Annotated in this window: 13 protein-coding genes; 6 read left to right on the top strand and 7 right to left on the bottom strand. The window is 31.9% G+C overall.

The window, feature by feature from the left end; translation table 11 throughout:
- Nucleotides 1–262: 262 nt before the first annotated feature.
- Entirely contained in the window at nt 263–2,011 is a 1,749-nt protein-coding gene (locus P8K68_RS03590; RefSeq protein ID WP_300248270.1) for a hypothetical protein, read from the bottom strand.
- A 197-nt stretch (nt 2,012–2,208) separates the two neighbouring features.
- Here P8K68_RS03590 and P8K68_RS03585 point away from each other — a divergent pair, with 197 nt between their 5' ends.
- From P8K68_RS03585 to P8K68_RS03565, 5 genes are all read left to right on the top strand, one after another.
- Nucleotides 2,209–2,724 (top strand): sigma-70 family RNA polymerase sigma factor, encoded by a 516-nt coding sequence (locus tag P8K68_RS03585; protein ID WP_300248269.1) that lies wholly within the window; start codon nt 2,209–2,211, stop codon nt 2,722–2,724.
- Between the two features lie 116 nt (nt 2,725–2,840).
- Nucleotides 2,841–3,737: a FecR family protein gene (locus P8K68_RS03580; RefSeq protein WP_300248267.1), complete on the top strand. Its 897-nt coding sequence runs from the start codon at nt 2,841–2,843 to the stop codon at nt 3,735–3,737.
- Complete coding sequence (locus P8K68_RS03575; protein WP_300248266.1) at nt 3,730–6,081, top strand: TonB-dependent receptor plug domain-containing protein; 2,352 nt, start codon at nt 3,730–3,732, stop codon at nt 6,079–6,081. Before P8K68_RS03580 ends, P8K68_RS03575 begins: the two co-directional genes overlap by 8 nt.
- A 118-nt stretch (nt 6,082–6,199) precedes the next feature.
- A complete protein-coding gene (locus tag P8K68_RS03570; RefSeq protein WP_300248265.1) occupies nt 6,200–7,840 on the top strand; it encodes a DUF1800 family protein in 1,641 nt (546 codons plus the stop codon).
- An 11-nt stretch (nt 7,841–7,851) separates the two neighbouring features.
- Nucleotides 7,852–9,480 carry a DUF1501 domain-containing protein gene (locus P8K68_RS03565; protein WP_300248264.1) on the top strand — a complete coding sequence of 543 codons (1,629 nt, stop codon included), beginning with the start codon at nt 7,852–7,854 and terminating at the stop codon, nt 9,478–9,480.
- A 129-nt stretch (nt 9,481–9,609) separates the two neighbouring features.
- Here P8K68_RS03565 and argS read toward each other — a convergent pair whose 3' ends face one another.
- Nucleotides 9,610–11,394, bottom strand: a complete 1,785-nt coding sequence (gene argS / locus P8K68_RS03560) for an arginine--tRNA ligase (RefSeq protein WP_300248263.1) — start codon at nt 11,392–11,394, stop codon at nt 9,610–9,612.
- A 725-nt stretch (nt 11,395–12,119) separates the two neighbouring features.
- Here argS and P8K68_RS03555 point away from each other — a divergent pair.
- Entirely contained in the window at nt 12,120–14,192 is a 2,073-nt protein-coding gene (locus P8K68_RS03555; RefSeq protein WP_300248262.1) for a tetratricopeptide repeat-containing sensor histidine kinase, read from the top strand.
- Nucleotides 14,193–14,320: 128 nt separating this feature from the next.
- Here P8K68_RS03555 and ctlX read toward each other — a convergent pair whose 3' ends face one another.
- The 5 genes from ctlX to carA all read right to left on the bottom strand — a co-directional run bounded on the left by ctlX (nt 14,321) and on the right by carA (nt 20,338).
- The gene (gene ctlX / locus P8K68_RS03550) at nt 14,321–15,256 is read right to left on the bottom strand and encodes a citrulline utilization hydrolase CtlX (protein WP_300248261.1); all 936 of its coding nucleotides are present in this window, start codon (nt 15,254–15,256) and stop codon (nt 14,321–14,323) included.
- Between the two features lie 7 nt (nt 15,257–15,263).
- Nucleotides 15,264–16,178, bottom strand: a complete 915-nt coding sequence (locus P8K68_RS03545; RefSeq protein ID WP_300248260.1) for an arginine deiminase family protein — start codon at nt 16,176–16,178, stop codon at nt 15,264–15,266.
- A 154-nt stretch (nt 16,179–16,332) separates the two neighbouring features.
- Nucleotides 16,333–17,619 (bottom strand): citrate synthase, encoded by a 1,287-nt coding sequence (locus tag P8K68_RS03540; RefSeq protein ID WP_300248259.1) that lies wholly within the window; start codon nt 17,617–17,619, stop codon nt 16,333–16,335.
- A 165-nt stretch (nt 17,620–17,784) separates the two neighbouring features.
- Complete coding sequence (gene eno, locus P8K68_RS03535) at nt 17,785–19,077, bottom strand: phosphopyruvate hydratase (RefSeq protein WP_300248258.1); 1,293 nt, start codon at nt 19,075–19,077, stop codon at nt 17,785–17,787.
- A gap of 157 nt (nt 19,078–19,234) precedes the next feature.
- Nucleotides 19,235–20,338 (bottom strand): glutamine-hydrolyzing carbamoyl-phosphate synthase small subunit, encoded by a 1,104-nt coding sequence (gene carA, locus P8K68_RS03530; RefSeq protein WP_300248256.1) that lies wholly within the window; start codon nt 20,336–20,338, stop codon nt 19,235–19,237.
- Nucleotides 20,339–20,368 lie beyond the last annotated feature (30 nt).

Genomic DNA, 20,368 nt, shown 5'->3' with positions numbered 1-20,368 from the left:
TAGGGATAGTAACGGCATCCTTTTTTAAAACTAATAAGAATAAAGATTGTTTATAAACTACCATTTAGAAGATAGCCACGTCCTTTGTACTCGCTATGACGTTTAAAAAAGATATAGTGGATAGCCCGACCCTTGAGGTAACGCCCAAATAATTTATAAAAAAAGGCTGCCATTTGGGGATGACAGCCTTTGTAAAAGGAAACTTTGTTATTTAACCTAACCAACCGAAAATTAAGTTTCTCTTTTAAGCAAACATGTTAGTTTATTTCTTTTCTAGAACTAGAATGCGTTCTATTTCGCCATTGGCATTAAAATCTTTTAATTCTATTCTATTAGGCGTAATTTCTTTAATTTTCCAACGGTGGTTTAAGTCATCAAAAGGTGCGTTATTTCCGAAATACAACCCAAGATTTAAACCTTCTTTTCTGTAAGAAAGCCAAGCGCCACTAAACACGCCGTTGTTAGGATCTGTTACTTTTACTCGTCCTGTTTCTATAAATTCTAAAGTGTACATAAAGAATTCTTCTGGTCTATTTTCGCCATCAACTTGATAAGCTGCAACTTCCCACTCCCCGTTAATTAACACACCTTCAACATATGTTAAATCATTATCTATACCTGGGCAATGTCTTTCTAGAATCATTTTATTATTAGCATTTTCAAGCCTAATTAAATCTTCTTTTAAGAAGGTAATTAGCCATTCTAATTTCAAATTTGGTCTGCCCTCTAAGGTTATTTGTAAAATAAAACCAGCGTTTCTAACTCCTATCTGGTAAGTACCTTGAACTAACTCACCATTTACTCTAAGTTTTACAATATTATTTTCGTAGAATTTTAATGGTGTACCTATGTATTCTTTTTCATTATCTGCGCCGTTTACACTTAGTCGCGCTATCCTCCATAAACATTCTTCTAAATAGTCTTCAATACGTTCTTTAGTAATATCGATAATTACATCACAGTTTCGCTTTAAGATGATTTTATTCCCACCTACTTCAAAAACTTTAATCTTACCATCTTCGATATCATACACAATCCATTCTAAAGTAAAATCTGCTAAATTTTCAAACTCCATTTTTAATAGCGCACCTCTATCGGTTACTCGAGTACTCCAGGTACCTGTTACGATATCACCACCTCTAGCACGCATAACAACAACACCATCTTCCTTAAAGTTTAAGGCATAGTCGATATATTGATTTGATAAACTAATATCATTTCTTCGGAATTCATGAACTAACCAAGGACAGGTTACTAAATATTTATCTAAACGTTCTTTTGTAAAATCGTCATCACCGTAATCGTTATCATCATCTTCATCACAAGCGTTTCTTGCTTCTTTTATTGTTCTTGCTAATTCTTGGTTGTTACTAACTTGAACAGTTGTTTCATCTGCATACTCAAGTGTCATTGGGAAATTAAGACTCGCAATAACTTCAGCATTTCTTACGCGCTTTAAAAAACGGTGTAACTGTCTATCGTTTTCTATAGTTATAACATCAATAATTTGGAAGTCTGTATTGAATACTGAAAATGAAATTGGGTATTGAAAATCGATACATTCAATATCGTCATCTTCTTCATTTTCGCCTCTACAATCTTCTATAAGCTCCTCTAAAGCATCATGACTCTCAATAACGATTTCTTCATGATCTGATAGAATTATAGTAATTGGGAAAATAATATCTAACCTATCATCATCATCTTCAAACTCATTGAAAATAGCTTCAATGACTTTAAAGTCTTCTCTAGAGTCTATAATAATTTCAAGACCATTAACTTTTACAGTTATTGGTAATTTGACAGATGTACAGCTGGCATTGTCAATAATATTATCAGCAGATCCGTCCATGATAGATGTGGAGAACATTAAGCCTGTGAGTTCAGATTCGGCAGTTAGGGCTTCACTTTCTTGTGGTTGAGAAATCTCAGTGACTTCATCTTGACAAGACGTGAATAATAAAAGGGCAAAAAAAGGAATTAGTAATAATGTCTTCATTGTAGTTTTCATGGTAAATGATTTTGGGTTAAACTTAATAAACTCATCTTGACTTTTTTTATTTCCTAAAAGACACTATGAATTAGGGTGTTTTGAATATAAAACAGGATAACCTTAAAAATTCCTACCCTCTATTTAAAAAAAATTAAAAAATTAAAAATTACAAACTGTAAAAAACCTTATTTTAGTGGCACCAACTACCAATTATAATGGCAAAACAACTACACGAAAATATTTGTGAAGAACACTTATTTTCTTCCATTTTTAATAAACACGCTAAAGATTTACATAACTTTTTGTATTATAAGTTTGGAGATTTACTGAACCCGAAGGACAAAGTGCAAGAAGCTTTTATTAAGTTATGGGAGAACTGCGCTAAAATTTCGCCAGAGAAAGCAAAGAGTTTTCTGTTTACTGCTGCCAATAATTTAATGTTGAATGAAGTAGCGCATAGAAAAGTAGTTTTAAAACATCAGCAAACCAAACCTAAAGCATCAACTAACGAGAATCCTGAATTTTTAATGCAGGAATCTGAGTATAATGATAAATTACAAAAAGCACTTTCAAATTTAACGGAGGCGCAACGTGAAGCTTTTATGATGAACCGCGTTGAAGGAAAACGTTTTAAGGAAATTGCTGAAATTTTGAGTATTTCGACTAAAGCGGTTGAAAAACGTATTTATGGAGCCTTAACAAAATTGAGGAAGGATATTAAGGAGTTGTAGTTGTTAGCTGTTAAAAACTATGCTTTTTGGTATTTATGTTTTGAGGATTTTAGAATTTTTTAAATAGAGGGGTAGGAAAAAATAAAAGTTAACTGTTATATAGTTGTATAGAAATCATGAATAGAGAAGAACTCATATCGAAATGGTTAGATAATAACCTAAATAATCAAGAACTTAAGGCTTTTAAAAACCTTGAGGACTATGATGATTTAGCAAAATTAAATAACAACTTACAAGCTTTTAAAGCTGATGAATATGATACTCCTAAGCAATTAGAAAAGGTATTATCTGCTATTAAAAGCAAAAAACAAAAATCTACACATTGGTTTAATCCACTTATGCGTGTTGCTGCTATACTTGCTGTGTGTTTTAGTTTATACTATTATACAACCACTTTAGATACTAAAATCTCTACTGAATATGCACAAAAAACAACTATAGAATTACCAGATGCGTCTCGTGTTTCCCTCAACGCAAAGTCTCATTTAGTTTTTAATAAAAAAGATTGGAAACATGAACGCGAAGTAGAACTTCATGGAGAAGCCTTTTTTAAAGTTGCTAAAGGATCATCATTTAAGGTAAAAACAACATCAGGAACCGTAAGGGTTTATGGTACTCAATTTAATGTAAAACAACGGGACAATTATTTTGAGGTTATTTGCTACGAAGGACTAGTTGGCGTGACTTACAACGCTCAAGAAACAAAATTAAAACCTGGAAACAGCTTTTTAATAATTGATGGGGAAGTAATTGCAAAAGAAAAAGAAAACCGCACCATGCCTTCGTGGTTAAATAACGCTAGTACGTTTATAAGCTTGCCTTACAAAACTGTTATTGCTGAATTTGAAAGACAGTATGATGTTGATGTTACTTTAATTGGTATTGACTCTGAACAGTTATTTACAGGTAGTTTTGCTCACGATAATATCGATGTAGCTTTAAAGTCAATTAGCTTACCTTTACATGCAACGTATAGCAAATCGAATAATACGATTACTTTAAAAGGTGAATAGAACCATTTTTTCTATTATTTTTTCTGTATTTTTTTTGAATGTTGCGGCTGTAAAAGCACAAACCATTCAAAAAGAAAAGCAACCGCTTAGCATTGTTTTAAAAGCACTTTCAGAAACCTATAATATTAGTTTTTCGTATGTTAATGAAACTATCAATGATAAAGAAGTAGCTACTCCACATAAAGAGTTATCCTTAAAAGAGGTTTTAGCGTTTCTTCAATCTGAAACACAATTAGATTTTGAATTATTAGACAACCGTTTTGTTGTTATTAAAGCGATAAAAAAAAAACAGAATGAATTTAGAATACAAAGCCTTGAAGAAATAGTTATAACCAACTATTTAACTTCTGGCATTACGAAACTCAATGATGGATCTTTAACCATTAAACCAAAAACATTTGGCATCTTACCTGGTCTTATCGAACCAGATGTTTTACAAACCATACAAGCAATTCCGGGTATCATTAGTACTGACGAAACGGTATCTAATATTAACGTTCGCGGTGGTACTCACGATCAAAATCTTCTGCTTTGGGACGGCATAAAAATGTATCAATCTGGTCACTTTTTCGGGTTGATCTCTGCATTTAATCCACACACTACTAAACGTATTAATGTTTATAAAAATGGCACAAGTGCTAAATATGGAGATGGCATTTCAAGTATTATAGATATGAAATTACCAGACGACATTGATAACGAATTTGATGCAGGCTTAGGCTTCAATTTAATTAATACGGATGGTTATATTAAAGTGCCTTTATCTAGAAATACTGAGTTACAATTATCTACACGACGTTCCATAACAGATTTGATAAACACGGTAACTTACGACCAATATTTTAAGCGTATTTTTCAAGATTCAGATTTTTCAAAAGGAAATGGTAACAGGAGTTCTATTTCACAAAATGAGTCTTTTTATTTCTATGATATTGCTGCTAAATTTCTTTACGATATTTCTAAAAAAGATAAGGTTCGCTTTCATTTTTTAAACGTGAATAATAGGTTGAATTATGACGAACAATCAACCATAAACGACAGAAATGAAGTCTTAAACAGCAGCCTCTCTCAACAAAATTTAGCTTTTGGAGTTACTTATTCTAGAGATTGGAATGAAAAACTTTCAACAACGGCACAAGTTTATGTTTCTAATTATGATTTGGATGCAACTAATTTCGATGTGATTAATAATCAACGTTTAATTCAAGAAAATGAAGTCTATGATGGTTCTGCTAAAATTGACATCAATTACAAGGCAAACAGTCAATTAAAACTTAATAGTGGATATCAATTTACAGAGGTAGGCATCAGTAATTTAGAAGATGTTAATAACCCTAATTTCAGAAGCTTTGTAAGGAACGTTATAAGGAGTCATTCTGCTTATGCTGAAACTGGTTTTCTGTCTAATGATGCTAAAACTAAATTAACGTTAGGTGGTCGATTAAATTACATTGAAAAATTTGATATGCTTTTTGCAGAACCTAGATTAAGTATTTCTCAACGTTTTTTAAATAACTTTCGTTTTGAAATTTTAGGCGAATTTAAAAGTCAGACTACAACACAAATTATCGATTTACAAAACGATTTTTTAGGTATTGAAAAACGCCGATGGGTACTTTCAAACAATAATGAAGACGTTTTGATTGAAAACAATCAAACCATCTACCCTATTCCTGTTTTAAAAAGCAAACAGCTATCTGCTGGTTTTCATTACAATAAAAACAAATTACTAATAAGTGCGGAGACCTATTTAAAAAAGGTTGATGGTATTACTAGCAGAAGTCAAGGCTTTCAAAATCAATTTCAATTTGTAAATAGCATAGGTAGTTATGAAATAACAGGTGTTGACTTCCTTATAAATAAACAGTTTAGCGATATAGTAAGCAGTTGGATTTCGTATTCTTACAGCAGTAATAATTACACTTTTGATGATTTAAATAATGGTGAAAAATTCCCTAATAATTTAGATATAACTCATGCATTAACCTTTGCTGGAACTTATACAAACAATAATATTAAGTTTGCTGCTGGATTAAACTGGCATTCTGGCACACCAAATACAGAGCCAGCTAATAATGATAATACAGAAGACAATGCTATCACTTATGTTTCGCCTAACAGTAGCAGATTAGACGATTATTTAAGGGTAGATTGTTCTGCAACTTATGCTTTTAATATCTTTAATTCGGCAAAAGCCACTATTGGAGCATCCATTTGGAACCTTCTTAATAAAAACAATATTATCAACACCTATTACACGTTAGATGAAAATAATGCTATTAATACCATTGAAAACAAATCTTTAGGCATCACTCCAAATGTAAGTTTAAGAGTTCAATTTTAAACAGAAATTAAACTTTATCGATAATTAACCGTCTAACTCAACCCATTTTAGCTAAAATCGACCTCTTTTTTTATCAATCAATCAATATTTTAACTACTTTTCAAAAAAAATTTAGCTAATGGCTTCACTAAACCCACTAAGTTCTCCGTTAGATTTAAGAAAAGCGAAGCATTTATTGCGACGCGCTACTTTTAGCTACACCAAAGAGCAACTAGACACTTTTGTAGGCATGTCTGCTTCCGCTGCGGTTAATAGTTTAACAACAGCTTCAGTAAATACATTGTCAGAACCATACGATCCATTACCAACGGATTCTCCTGATGGATTTTGGACCTCTTCATCTGAACTTCCAAATTCATTTGATGGCCAAGGCAGAAAGCGATCTCAAGTCACGGCTTGGTGGTGGCATAATGCCATGCAAGAAACTACTTTAAAGCACAAGCTTTCTTTCTTTCTACATACCAGTTTTACTGTTGGAAAGGACTCTGGAGTTGGGGCAGCCACCTATTTTTTTGATCATATCAATTTATTAGATTTTTATGCCTTTGGAAACTTAAAAACTTTAGCTAAAAAAATTACCCTAGATAATGGGATGTTAGATTATTTAGATAATACACAAAACAACAAAAACAATCCAAATGAAAATTATGCCCGTGAATATTTGGAGCTTTTTACCATTTTAAAAGGCGAACAAATTGGTTCAGGTAATTATACTAACTATACCGAAATTGATATTCAGCAAGCAGCAAAAGTATTCTCTGGGTTTAAAAAACGTGCTGACCGAAGTGATATTGACCCAGATACCAATATACCCATGGGGTACATTAATATTAATCAACATGATACTAATGATAAAACATTTAGTAGTGCTTTTGGCAATCAAGTAATTTCAGGAAAAGATACAGAACTAGAAATATATGAGGAGTTGGATACTTTTGTTGAAATGGTTTTTGCTCAATCAGAAACAGCTAAAGCCTATTGCAGAAAACTTTACAGGTATTTTGTGAAAAGTGAATGGAATGAAGAAGTTGAAACAGATATAATTACACCGCTTGCAGATTTACTGATTGCTAATAACTTTGAGATCTTACCGGTGGTAACAACCTTGCTTTCTAGTGAACATTTTTATGATGCAGATGATAGTGATGCCACAGATAACATTATTGGGAGTATTATAAAAAGCCCATTACAACTATTATCGGAAGTCTGTTCCATGTTTGAACTAGAATATCCAGACCCAAGTACAAATGCTTTATACTATTACAGGAATTTCTTCCATTCATTTATTCATAATAGATATTTCCCAGGTTCAGGAATGGTTTTTTTTAACCCTGATGATGTTGCAGGCTATCCTGCTTATTATCAACAACCAGGATTTGACAGGAACTGGTTTTCATCAAATACTATTATAGGACGTTATAAGTTAATTGAAAGTTTGATTGAAGGTAAAAACACTATAAGTGGTGGGAATATTTATGCTCAACTAGATACTGCAACATTTGTAAAGAATAAAATTGCGGATCCCTCTGACCCAAATTTACTTGTCACTCAAATGGCAGACTTATTATACCCAGAAAGTATTGACACGGATAGAACAAATTACTTTAAAAGTTTTTTAGTTGATGAAGGCTTTCCAGACTATTATTGGACGGGTGTTTGGTCAAATTATATTAACACCAATGATGACACAACAATAAGAACGCGCTTAAATGCTTTAATTATTGCTATGGTTAATGCAGCAGAATTTCAATTAATGTAAGCTCAGAAATTATGAAAAGAAGACATTTTATAAAACTATCATCTGCGGCTTCAGCAATTGCCTTAACGCCTTTTGAATTACAAGCAGCAATAAAATCATTTATGCCGTATGCAGATTGCCCTGATATTTCAAACAGAAAGTTAGTACTTATCAATTTAGCAGGTGCTAATGACGGTTTAAATACCATTATACCATTAAATCAATATGATGTTTATAGTAATTTAAGACCTACTATAAAAGTTCCAATAACAGGAGCTAACAAATATATTAGTTTAGACAGTACACTACCTGACAATCAACAAATAGGTTTAAATCCGGCACTAACAGGGCTCAAATCACTATATGACAAAAGTTGGCTTAGAATCATGCAATCGGTTGGTTACCCATCACAAAATAAAAGTCATTTTAAATCTACTGATTTATATCTCACAGGTAACGACGGAAACAGTCTTTTAAATGGTTCAAACACGGGTTGGATGGGGCGTTTTATGGAATTGTATTACTCAGATTTAATTATAGAAAATTATCCACTCGCGGTAGAAATTGGCTCTAATAAAACATCATTAGGGTTTCATGCTGAAGAAGCTCACGGCTTATCTTTGAACATTACCGGGCAGGATCCTGCTGGTTTTTATTCTGTTATTAACGGATTAGGAGGTGTACCTCCAATGAATATTCCAGATTCAGATTACGGTAAACAATTAGAGTTTATAACCAATACAGACGCCTTATCAAATACCTATGCAGAATCTATTTCTAATGCTTTTAATTCAGGAAAAAATGACATCAGCTACCCAGATTCAGATTTAGCAAATCAGCTAAAAACTGTTGCACGACTAATAAGTGGGGATTTAGGTTCAAAAATATATATGGTGCGTATTTCAGGTTTTGACACGCATAACGCGCAAGTTCAAGGCCCAGGAGAGGCTATAGGAAAACATCACAATTTACTTACCGACTTAGCTGAAAGCATGGAAGCATTTATGGATGATATGAATAGTCAAAACTTGGCTGATGACGTAGTTGGGCTTACTTTTTCAGAATTTGGTAGAAAAGCAGCAGAGAACGGTAATTTAGGAACAGATCATGGTGAAATAGCACCTATGTTTGTTTTTGGTAAACCTGTTGAAGGAGGGGTTTCGGGAACAAACCCAGATTTAACGGAAGCCACAAGCTCAAACAACTTCCAAATACAGACCGTTCAATATGACTATAGACAAACATTTGGAACTTTATTGCAAAATTATCTTGGTGCCGATGATACTATTATTGATGCTACATTTTTCAACCACACCTTAAATGACAGTTTTGTTAACATAAAAATAGAAGACCTTTTAAAATCTGAGTTTGATATTTCTAAAGGTTGTGTAGCTAGTACAAAAGACCCTTCAAAAGATGTCAAAAACTGGTTAGTATATCCAAATCCGTTTAGAGATACTTTAAATATTTCAGGGATAGAGGACATTAGCACTATTGCCTACAGGCTCTATAATAGTTCTGGTGTTTTAATACTTAACAATACTGGTGATATAGTTAATCGCAAATTGAGTCTAAATTTAATTCACTTAAACAGTGGAATTTATATTTTTGAAATTGTAGCTGGAGGCAGAAAAGAGATACATAAAGTAATTAAGTTGTAGCAATAAAATCTCTAAATTTTGAAATTTTTATTCAAAATTGATTTACGAAAAAATAATTTCTTTCGTATAACGATCAATAGAATTCATTGAAACGCAACCTTTTATCTGCAGTAAAACGAAGCTTAAAAACTACATCCTCTCAGGAACTTGAATCCCTAATAATCCAAAACTATTTTTTATAGTATTCGCAACTACTTGAGACAACTGTACTCTTAATGTTTTCTCCGAATCATTATCTGCGCCTAAAATAGATACATTTTGGTAAAAGGAATTAAACTCTTTCACCAAATCATAAGTATAATTGGCTATTAAAGCAGGACTATGATTATCCGCAGCGTTTTGAATCACTTCTGGAAATAACTGAATTTGCTTAATAAGTTCTTTTTCTTTTGGATGCAGTGAGGTTTCCAATGCGCTCAACATAACATTAGAGTTTAAATCTGCTTTACGTAAAATAGATTGAATTCTCGCATAAGTATATTGTATAAACGGACCTGTGTTACCTTGAAAGTCTATAGATTCTTTAGGATCAAATAAAATACGTTTTTTAGGATCTACCTTTAAAACATAATACTTTAAAGCACCTAAACCAATCATTTTATAAAGTTCCTTTTTTTCTTCTTGGGAATAGCCATCAAGTTTACCGAGTTCTTCCGAAATCTCTTCTGCTGTAGATGCCATATCATCTATTAAATCATCAGCATCAACTACAGTACCTTCTCTACTCTTCATTTTTCCGCTAGGTAAATCTACCATACCATAACTTAAATGATATAAATTTTTAGCCCATTCAAAACCTAACTTCTTTAAAATTAAAAACAAGACTTGAAAGTGATAATCTTGCTCATTTCCAACCGTATAAACCATACCACCAACATCGGGAAAATCTTTAATACGCTGAATCGCCGTACCTATATCTTGAGTCATATAAACCGCTGTTCCATCAGCACGTTGAACAATTTTTTTATCTAATCCGTCTTCAGTTAAATCACACCAAACCGAACCATCTTCTTCTTTTTGAAATACTCCAGATTTTAAACCTTCAGCAACGAATTCTTTTCCTAACAAATAGGTGTTGCTTTCATAATATAAGGTATCAAAATCTACTCCTAAATTTTTATAAGACTCCGAAAAACCTTCATAAACCCAACCGTTCATTTTTTTCCAAAGCGCAACAGTTTCTTCATCACCTGATTCCCATTTTAAAAGCATATTTTGAGCTTCAATTAAAATTGGAGCATGCTTTTTTGCTTCATCTTCAGTACTTCCTTTTGAAATTAAATCTTGAATTTCCCTTTTATACTCTTGGTCAAACTTCACATAATAGTTACCAACCAACTTATCACCTTTTAAACCTGTAGATTCTGGTGTTTCACCATTACCAAAACGTTCCCAAGCCAACATACTTTTACAAATATGAATGCCTCTATCATTTATGATTTGAGTTTTATATACTTTTTTACCTGAAGCCTTTAAAATTTCGGCAACACTATAACCCAAAAGGTTATTTCTAACATGTCCTAAATGCAAAGGTTTATTGGTATTTGGTGAAGAATACTCAACCATTATCGCTTTTTCTTCTGCCTTTGGAGAAATAAAACCAAATGCTTTATCATCCTTAATACCATTGAAAAAATTAATGTAATACCCATCACTTATTTCAACATTCAAAAATCCTTTTACAACATTAAATGCTTTAACCTCCGCAACATTTTCGACTAAATAGGTACCAATAGTTTCTCCTATTTGCACTGGGTTTCCTTTAACAAACCGCAACATTGGAAAAATAACCACAGTAATGTCTCCAGCAAATTCTTTTCTAGTAGATTGAAATTCAACTGTTTTAATGTCAATACTGAAATCTGATTTTACAGCTTGTTTTACGTAATTTGATAAAATCTCTTGAAGGTTCATTAAAATGATGTTATAAGGCTGCAAATATAGAAAGTTTTTTATGTATATCTAACATTAAAAAAAGCTTGGTATCATAAATTGTAAACCTTGAACTTATAGTATAATATCAAGTTCAACTCTTTTTTAAAATCACAAAACTAAGTACAAGCGTAACTATTAAAATAGCAATATCAATAAAAACATTGGTATTGGCTTGTACTATGACACTTAAACCTCTTCAACTAACAGAATATCCACTAGGGCAATAAGCGCATGAATGCCATATTCTAAAAAGATTATTCCTATCTAAATAACAGAATCCGTTTTACAGATTAATTCATTTTAAAATTTTATGTTTCAGGAAAGGTACTAATAATAGCTTAATCAATCATACTATTGATAATTCTTACGTTTGCAATAAAGGATTTAGTATAATCAAAACCAAGTTGCATTTCATCGATAAAAGTGTTTTTTTTCTATGATTTTTACCATTCATCTATTCGTCGATTTTAGTGTTATTTTTTTGATGCCCTTTCAACTAATTTATTGGTATTAAAGCGCAGAAATTAGATTTTAATTATCCTTTTTTCAACTTTTGTCTGGTAATGCTATTATTCCATTTTTTTTGAATGGTAAATTAAGAACTAACAAATAATTACAAATAAATAAAGCAAACTTATTTTCCCTCAAATTATAAGACTTTGTTTTCTGTTGCTTTATTAAATAGGTGTAACTTAAATGTTAAAATGAGGAGAATAACTACTTTACTAATTATGTTGTCTATATTTATTGGTTTTTCACAAACTGATGACATAGATAATCTTACTTTAGAATTAGCTTTTCAAGAACAAGACTCATTAAAAGTAGAAACTTCCTTAAAACTTATAAAATTACTTTATAATATTAACGATTACGAAAGAGCTTTAGAGTATATTTTAAAAAGTGAAAAACTTTCAAATAATATTAATTACAATAAAGGCATTGCCGAAATAACCTATTACAAATCTCTTATTTACGCTCAAAAAAACGATTACATAAATGCTGTTAGTGGATATAACAAGTCTAAAGCCTTATTTAATTCCCTTAACGATACACTAAGTGTTGCCAAGGTTAATAACAGTATTGGTTTAATAGAAATTAAAAGAGGTAATTACAATAAAGGTTTACAGTTCTCTTTAGCAGCTATAAAAGAACTTGAAAAAAGGAACCTAGTAAAAGACCTTAATTTAGCTTATAGCAGTTTAGCAAAAGCCTATTACAACATTAATTTACATGAAAAAGCACTTGAATTTTATTTGAAAGCCCTAGATGTTCAATTAAAAACAAATGATGTTTATGCTATAAATGAATCGCATAGTAAATTAGCTGAACTCTACTCCAATAAAAAAGAACACAGAAAGGCTATAGAGTATTATGAAAAGGTCTTAGAAAGTAGTGCATCAGATAATGATTCTATAAAAGGGTATGTATTCCCAAAGTTAGGAGGCGAATATTTAAAGTTTAACGACTATGATAAGGCTACAAAATATCTAATACAGGGTTACAATATTAACACTAGAATACAAAACAAAGCTGGCTTATTGCTGGCTTTAAACAATTTAGGCGATTTAAATCTTAAACAAGGGAGATTAAATATAGCAGAAAAACAACTTCTTGATGCTGGAGAATTAGCTAAAAGCTTAAAAAATAAAACAGAATTATTAAGGCATTATAAATTAATGAAGTCTTTAGATTCTACAAGAAGACGTTTTGATAGAGCTTTTGTATGGCAGCGTGAGTATTACGAATTAAACAATAGCCTTAAAAAATCGGAATTTAAGCCAGTTATAAATAAAGAAAAATTATTTGATATAGAAGTAAACTCAAATTTAGATAAAAAGCCAAAACAAGACAATAATTCAATAAATAAGTCTGTTTTACCCAATAATACTGAAATAAATAAAACGATAGATAAGTATAAATTTTTCTTATACGCCTTACTTGCTCTTCTAATTGTTGTTTTAACGCTATTGGTATTAGTTTATTTAAAACGAAATAGCAACATCAAATACACGCAAGATCTTGAAGAAAAAAATGTTAAAATTCAAATACAAAATGAAGCATTTTTAGAACAGACTAAACACCTTGAGAATGTAAATAATGTAAAAGACAAACTATTCTCTATAGTTTCTCATGATTTAAAAGATTCACTCTCATCAATTAATGGTTTTATAGATTTATTAAAAGACGGCTCTTTATCAAGAGAAGAGTTTGATAATTTAATTCCAGAATTAAGTGAAAATGCAAATAATGCCTCATTATTACTTTTCAATTTACTTAATTGGTCTAAATCCCAAATGCAATCTTTAGAACCTAAACCAAGTTTGTTTGATATTCAAGAGGTTTTTGAAACCAAATTAAGGCTTATTGAGCAGCGTATGGAAAGTAAAGGTATCGATTTAATCGACCATTCTTTAAGAGATTTTGCTTATGCCGATAGAAGTATGTTTGAAATTGTTATACAAAATCTACTTGCAAACGCGCTTAAATTTTGTAAAAGCGGTGATACTATTACGGTTTCAAATCACATTAGTAATGGCACTTGTATTGTTAGTGTTGCAGACACTGGTATAGGTATTTCTAAAGAAAATATTAGTAAATTATTTAATGATAGTACTTTTACCACTATGGGAACCGATAACGAAAAAGGAACTGGTTTAGGGCTTTCCATTTGTAAAGAACTTGTAGAGTTAAACCAAGGTAAAATATGGGTAGAAAGTACTCAAGGTGTAGGCAGTACATTTTATGTACAACTACCAAAATCAAGACCGTCGTCTTAAAATCAAACAAAATATCTTATTTTTTTTTGAGCATTACCAAAAGGGGGTGTCTTTTGGCAGTCACTTCGCGATTAAAAGCCTAAGAGCCTCAACAAATACCTCAATCTCTAACGTACTAACCAGCCAAATTAAGCCTTAGGCAAAAACACCTCAGCCATCATACAACGTGCGCTACCCCCACCACAAGCTTCAATAGTCTCTAAAGAGCTCGATAATATTTTGGTATGCTTTTCAAGTGTTTTAATTTGAGAATTAGTAAGACTATCATAAGCCGCTTGACTCATAATTAAGTAGCGCACATCATTTGCCCCTTTAACCTGAAGCATATTACCAACAAATTTATTCACTTGTTCTTCAGTAATATCAATAATGGCTTTCCTATCTTCTTTAAGATGTTTAATAACATGTTTGCGCTCTTTCTTATCATCAATACTGCTCAAACAAATCACAGCAAAAGTTTCACCAACACACATCATAACATTTGTATGGTAAATGGGTTTTCGCTCACCATTTACCGTTTGATTTGATAAAAATATCACTGGGGTATATTCAAAATCCTCACAAAATTCAATAAATAAATCCTCATCTGCACGCGGAGACAAAGCACAATATGCCTTTCTATTTTCACGGTCTAAAATAATACTACCTGTACCTTCTAAAAACACATGTTCTTCCTCAGCACTTGTGTAATCAACTATATTATTAATTAGAAAGCCTTTTTGTTCTAACTTATTAAAAATATCTTCACGACGCTCTAATCGTCTATTTTCTGCAAACATGGGATACACCCCGACATCTCCATTTTCATGAAACGACACCCAATTGTTAGGAAAAATAGAATCTGGAGTGTCCGTTTCTACACTATCATCTACCACTACCACATTAACACCAATACCTCTCAGCTTATTTACAAACGTGTCAAACTCTTTTTGAGCTTTGGCATTAATAGTTTCTGGCAACACACCATCAATACCTTCCTGATAATAATTATTAACAGCAGTTTGCTCATTCATCCTGAAATTTACAGGACGAACCATTAATATATTGTTTGTAATTTGTTGCATCTTAAAATTAATCTCGAATTAGTGGCATTGTTGTACACCTTAACAACCCTTCTTGCTTCCCAATCTCAGCATAGGGAACTTCTTCAACTATAAAACCTTGTTCTCTTAACCATTTATTAAGCCTTGTAAAGCTTTGTTCTGAAATAATAACATCATCAGAAATAGAAAATACATTACTACACATTTGATACATTTCTTCTTTTGTGATTTCAAAAACATTTTCCCTTCCAAAGAAATTAACTAGCCATTCATATTCCTTTTCAATTAAAAATCCATTCTTATGGATAATAGCTTTTCCTTTTCCTAAAGGATTAAAACAACAGTCTAAATGTAATGCATTCTCCTTTGGGTTTGTATTAGATTTTCTAAGCTCAAAAGATTTCACAATCTTATTTGGAAATAGCTCTTGGATAGAAATAACGGCATCAATGTTAGTACGGGCTGTAATTAATTCTGCATAATCAGCACCAGAGTAGGTACCTATAAAGATATAATCATTCCAAGGCATCACATCGCCACCTTCTACATGGCATGCTTCAGGCAAAATAATTCTTTTATCTTCGGCTACTTGACTCCAAATATAATCAATGCCCTCGACCTCTTCTTCTCTATGAGGAAGAATATTAGCTTCTATTAAAATATCATCAATTACAAATGCAATATCTCTTGCGAATAATTGATTACAGTTTTTTATAACTTCAGGTCTATAAACAGTAACATCATACTTTTCAAAAACCTTAATAACAGTTTCCATTTCTTTAGACATATCCTTTTCGGTAGGATATGTCCCTGCTAAAATATGCTCTATGCTCTTTGGGTCATAACAATCCTCAACTTTAGGAACAGGCCCGTTACTTTCGGCAGTACCAAGAACAACAGCGCGTAATCTTGAAGTTTCATTTTTAATATTTAATTTTATCATACTTCCTTATTAAAAAAAGGCTTCCAAGTTTAAAAGCCAAAACTAAGAATAATTAAATACAATTTTATATTATTCTTACAAATAAAGCATAATAAAAATAAAAGCTTCATAAAATAATCATGAAGCTTAAGAATACTATAAAGAAAAAGTTTTATTATCTTTCTTCAACTGGTGTAAAAGATCTTTCCGTTGCACCAATATATAATTGTCTTGGGCGACCAATAGGTTCTTTATTTAAACGCATTTCACGCCATTGTGCTATCCAACCAGGTAAACGCCCTAAAGCGAACATAACGGTAAACATGTCCGTTGGAATTCCCATGGCTCTATAAATAATACCTGAATAGAAATCTACGTTTGGATATAGCTTACGGTCTACAAAATACTTATCTTCTAAAGCTTCTTTTTCGAGCCCTTTTGCTATTTCTAAAATCGGGTCTTCAATACCTAAATTTCCTAACACCTCGTCTGCAGCCTTTTTAAGGATTTTAGCTCGAGGATCGAAATTTTTATAAACGCGATGTCCAAATCCCATTAATCGAAATGGATCATTTTTATCTTTCGCCTTAGCCATATATTTTTTTGTATCCCCACCGTCTTCCTTTATGGCTTCAAGCATTTCTAATACGGCTTGATTTGCACCACCATGAAGTGGCCCCCATAGTGCTGATATACCTGCCGAAAGTGACGCAAATAATCCGGCATGAGAAGATCCTACAATTCTAACTGTTGATGTAGAACAGTTTTGCTCATGGTCTGCATGTAAAATTAAAAGTTTATCTAATGTATCAACTAAAATATTATTTTGTACGTAACAAGCATTTGGTTCTTGAAACATCATTTTTAAAATATTCTCAACATACCCTAATTGTTTATCTCCATAATCTAGTGGCAACCCTTGTTTTTTTCGTAATGTCCATGATACTAAAACAGGAAATTTACCCAAAATTCTTACCACTGAATTATACATATCCGCTTCAGAATTTACATTAACAGAAGAAGGATTAAAAGCTGTTAGCGCACTTGTTAAAGAAGAAATAATACCCATTGGGTGTGCTGATTTTGGAAATGCATCAACAATTTTTCGTATATCATCGTCAACTAAAGATTGTGCTTTAATATCATTATGAAACTTTTCATTTTGCTCTTTGGTTGGAAGTTCTCCAAATATCAATAAATAAGCAACTTCCAAGAAATCAGCCTTTTCTGCTAATTCTTCAATAGAATAACCTCTATATCTTAAAATACCTTTTTCACCATCTAAAAATGTAATGGCACTTTTACAAGATCCTGTATTTTTATAACCTGAATCTAGAGTTATAACACCATTAGTATCAGCTCTAAGCGACTTAATATCTATTGCAACTTCATTTTCAGTTCCTGTAATCAAAGGAAACTCATGTTTTTTACCATTAATCTCTAAGGTAGTAGTATCTGACATATTTATGATTTTTATTTTAGGAAATGCTAAATTACGAAATATCTCATTATTTAAGAAGTTCAAAACAAAAGGTTTTGTTAATTTAAATATCATTAAAATTGATATTAAACAAAAAAAGCGACTATTAAAAAATAATCGCTTTTATTTAATATTTAAAATGTTTATTTATTTTATCTTAAACGCTTTTTCTTGTGGGAAATAAGCAACTTCTCCTAACTCTTCTTCAATACGGAGTAATTGATTGTATTTTGCCATACGATCACTACGAGAAGCGGAACCTGTTTTGATTTGACCACAATTTAATGCTACTGCTAAATCAGCGATAGTATTATCTTCAGTTTCTCCAGAACGATGAGACATTACAGTCGTGTAACCTGCATTTTTAGCCATATTAACAGCTGCAATAGTTTCAGTTAACGAACCAATTTGGTTTACTTTAATTAGAATTGAATTGGCAATCCCTTCTTCTATACCTCTAGATAAACGCTCTACGTTAGTAACAAATAAATCATCTCCAACTAACTGTACAGTATCTCCAATTAATTCAGTAAGATATTTAGTTCCATCCCAGTCATTTTCATCCATACCATCTTCAATAGAGATAATTGGATATTTTTTAGATAATTCAGCTAAATATTCAGCCTGTTCTTTTGAAGTTCTAATAACTCCTTTATCACCTTCAAATTTAGTATAATCATATTTTCCATCTACAAAAAACTCAGCAGAAGCACAGTCTAAAGCGATTTTAATTTCATCACCAAATTTATATCCAGCATTACCAACAGCTTTAGCAATAGTATCTAAAGCATCTTCTGTCCCTCCAGGTAAGTTCGGAGCAAATCCACCTTCATCACCTACAGCTGTACTTAAATCTCTATCATGTAATACTTTTTTAAGATTATGGAAAATCTCAGTTCCCATTTGCATAGCGTGTGTAAAGCTTTTGGCTTTTACAGGCATAATCATAAACTCTTGAAAGGCGATAGGTGCATCACTATGAGAACCTCCATTAATGATATTCATCATTGGTACTGGCAACGTATTAGCAGAAACACCACCAACATATCTGTATAACGGCATATTTAATTCGTTTGCTGCTGCTTTTGCAACTGCCAACGATACTCCCAAAATGGCATTAGCCCCTAATTTAGATTTATTTGGCGTACCATCTAAATCAATCATCATTTTATCAATAAGGTTTTGTTCAAAAACTGAAACGCCTAATAGCTCTTCAGCTATAATAGAGTTAACATTATCTACCGCTTTCAAAACACCTTTACCCATATAAGCATTTCCACCATCACGCAACTCAACAGCTTCATGCTCTCCAGTTGAAGCTCCTGATGGTACAGCAGCTCTACCTAATATGTTATTTTCTGTTACTACATCTACTTCAACGGTTGGATTACCTCTTGAATCTAAAATTTGTCTTGCGTGGATATTGATTATTATACTCATAATTGGTTTGTTTTTAAACGTTTAATATTTCAAATTTACGGTTAAATCTTGTTTATTTTTAATTGTTTTAATAGAATCTTACAAAAACGCATCTATAACGTTTTAGTGAAAAATAGCCTAAAAAATAGAAATTTATGATTGAGGTTATTATTAATTTTTATGTCTTCAAATTATCAATGAATTGATCGAAAAGGTAGGTTGAATCATGCGGTCCCGGACTAGCTTCAGGATGGTATTGTACAGAAAACACTTTTTTATTTTTTATGGCTAAACCTGCAACTGTACCGTCATTTAAATGTACATGTGTAATCTCTAAGTCAGAATTTGCTTCTGCATCTTCCCTATTTACTGCAAAACCATGATTTTGAGATGTAATTTCCCCTTTTCCTGTAATTAAATTTTTCACAGGGTGATTTATACCCCTATGACCGTTATGCATTTTATAGGTAGAAATACCATTAGCACGAGCAATAACCTGGTGGCCTAAACAAATACCGAATAAGGGTAAATCTCTTTTTATAATCTCTTTTGCAACTTCTTGAGCTTCTACTAAAGGTTCTGGATCTCCAGGTCCGTTTGATAAAAAATAACCATCTGGATTAAATGCTTGTAAATCTTCGAACTTCGCATTATATGGAAATACTTTTATGTAGGCATCTCGTTTAGCTATATTTCGCAAAATATTCTTTTTAATTCCGATATCTAAAGCAGCTACTTTAAAAGTTGCATTTTCGTCTCCAAAATAATAAGGTTCTTTAGTTGAAACTTTTGAAGCTAATTCTAAACCTTCCATATTTGGGACTTCAGCCAATTGTTTTTTTAATCCTTCAATATTATCAACTTCAGTTGAAATAACAGCGTTCATTGCGCCATGATCTCTAATATAGCTTACTAAAGCTCTGGTGTCGACATCCGAAATAGCTAATAAATTATTCTTATCTAGAAAATCTTCTAAAGATCCATCTGCGGCATCTCTTGAAAATTCATAACTGAAGTTTTTAACTATAAGTCCAGCAATTTTTATTGAATCAGATTCTACTTCATCATCATTAACACCATAATTACCTATATGCGCATTGGTGGCAACCATAAGCTGACCATAATAAGAAGGATCTGTAAAAATCTCTTGATAGCCAGTCATACCAGTATTAAAACATACTTCACCAAATGAAGAGCCCTGTTTGTTACCAACTGCTTTACCGTAAAAAATAGTACCATCTGCTAGAAGTATGATGGCTTTTTGTCTTTTTTGATATTTCATTTTACTTTTTGAGTATAAAAACCCTGTCTA

The sequence above is a fragment of the Algibacter sp. genome, from assembly GCF_029245835.1.
In the GTDB taxonomy this organism is placed as follows: Bacteria; Bacteroidota; Bacteroidia; order Flavobacteriales; family Flavobacteriaceae; genus Algibacter_B.
The sequence above is the reverse complement of the archived record's forward strand: the minus strand, read 5'-3'. Positions and strand labels throughout refer to the sequence as shown.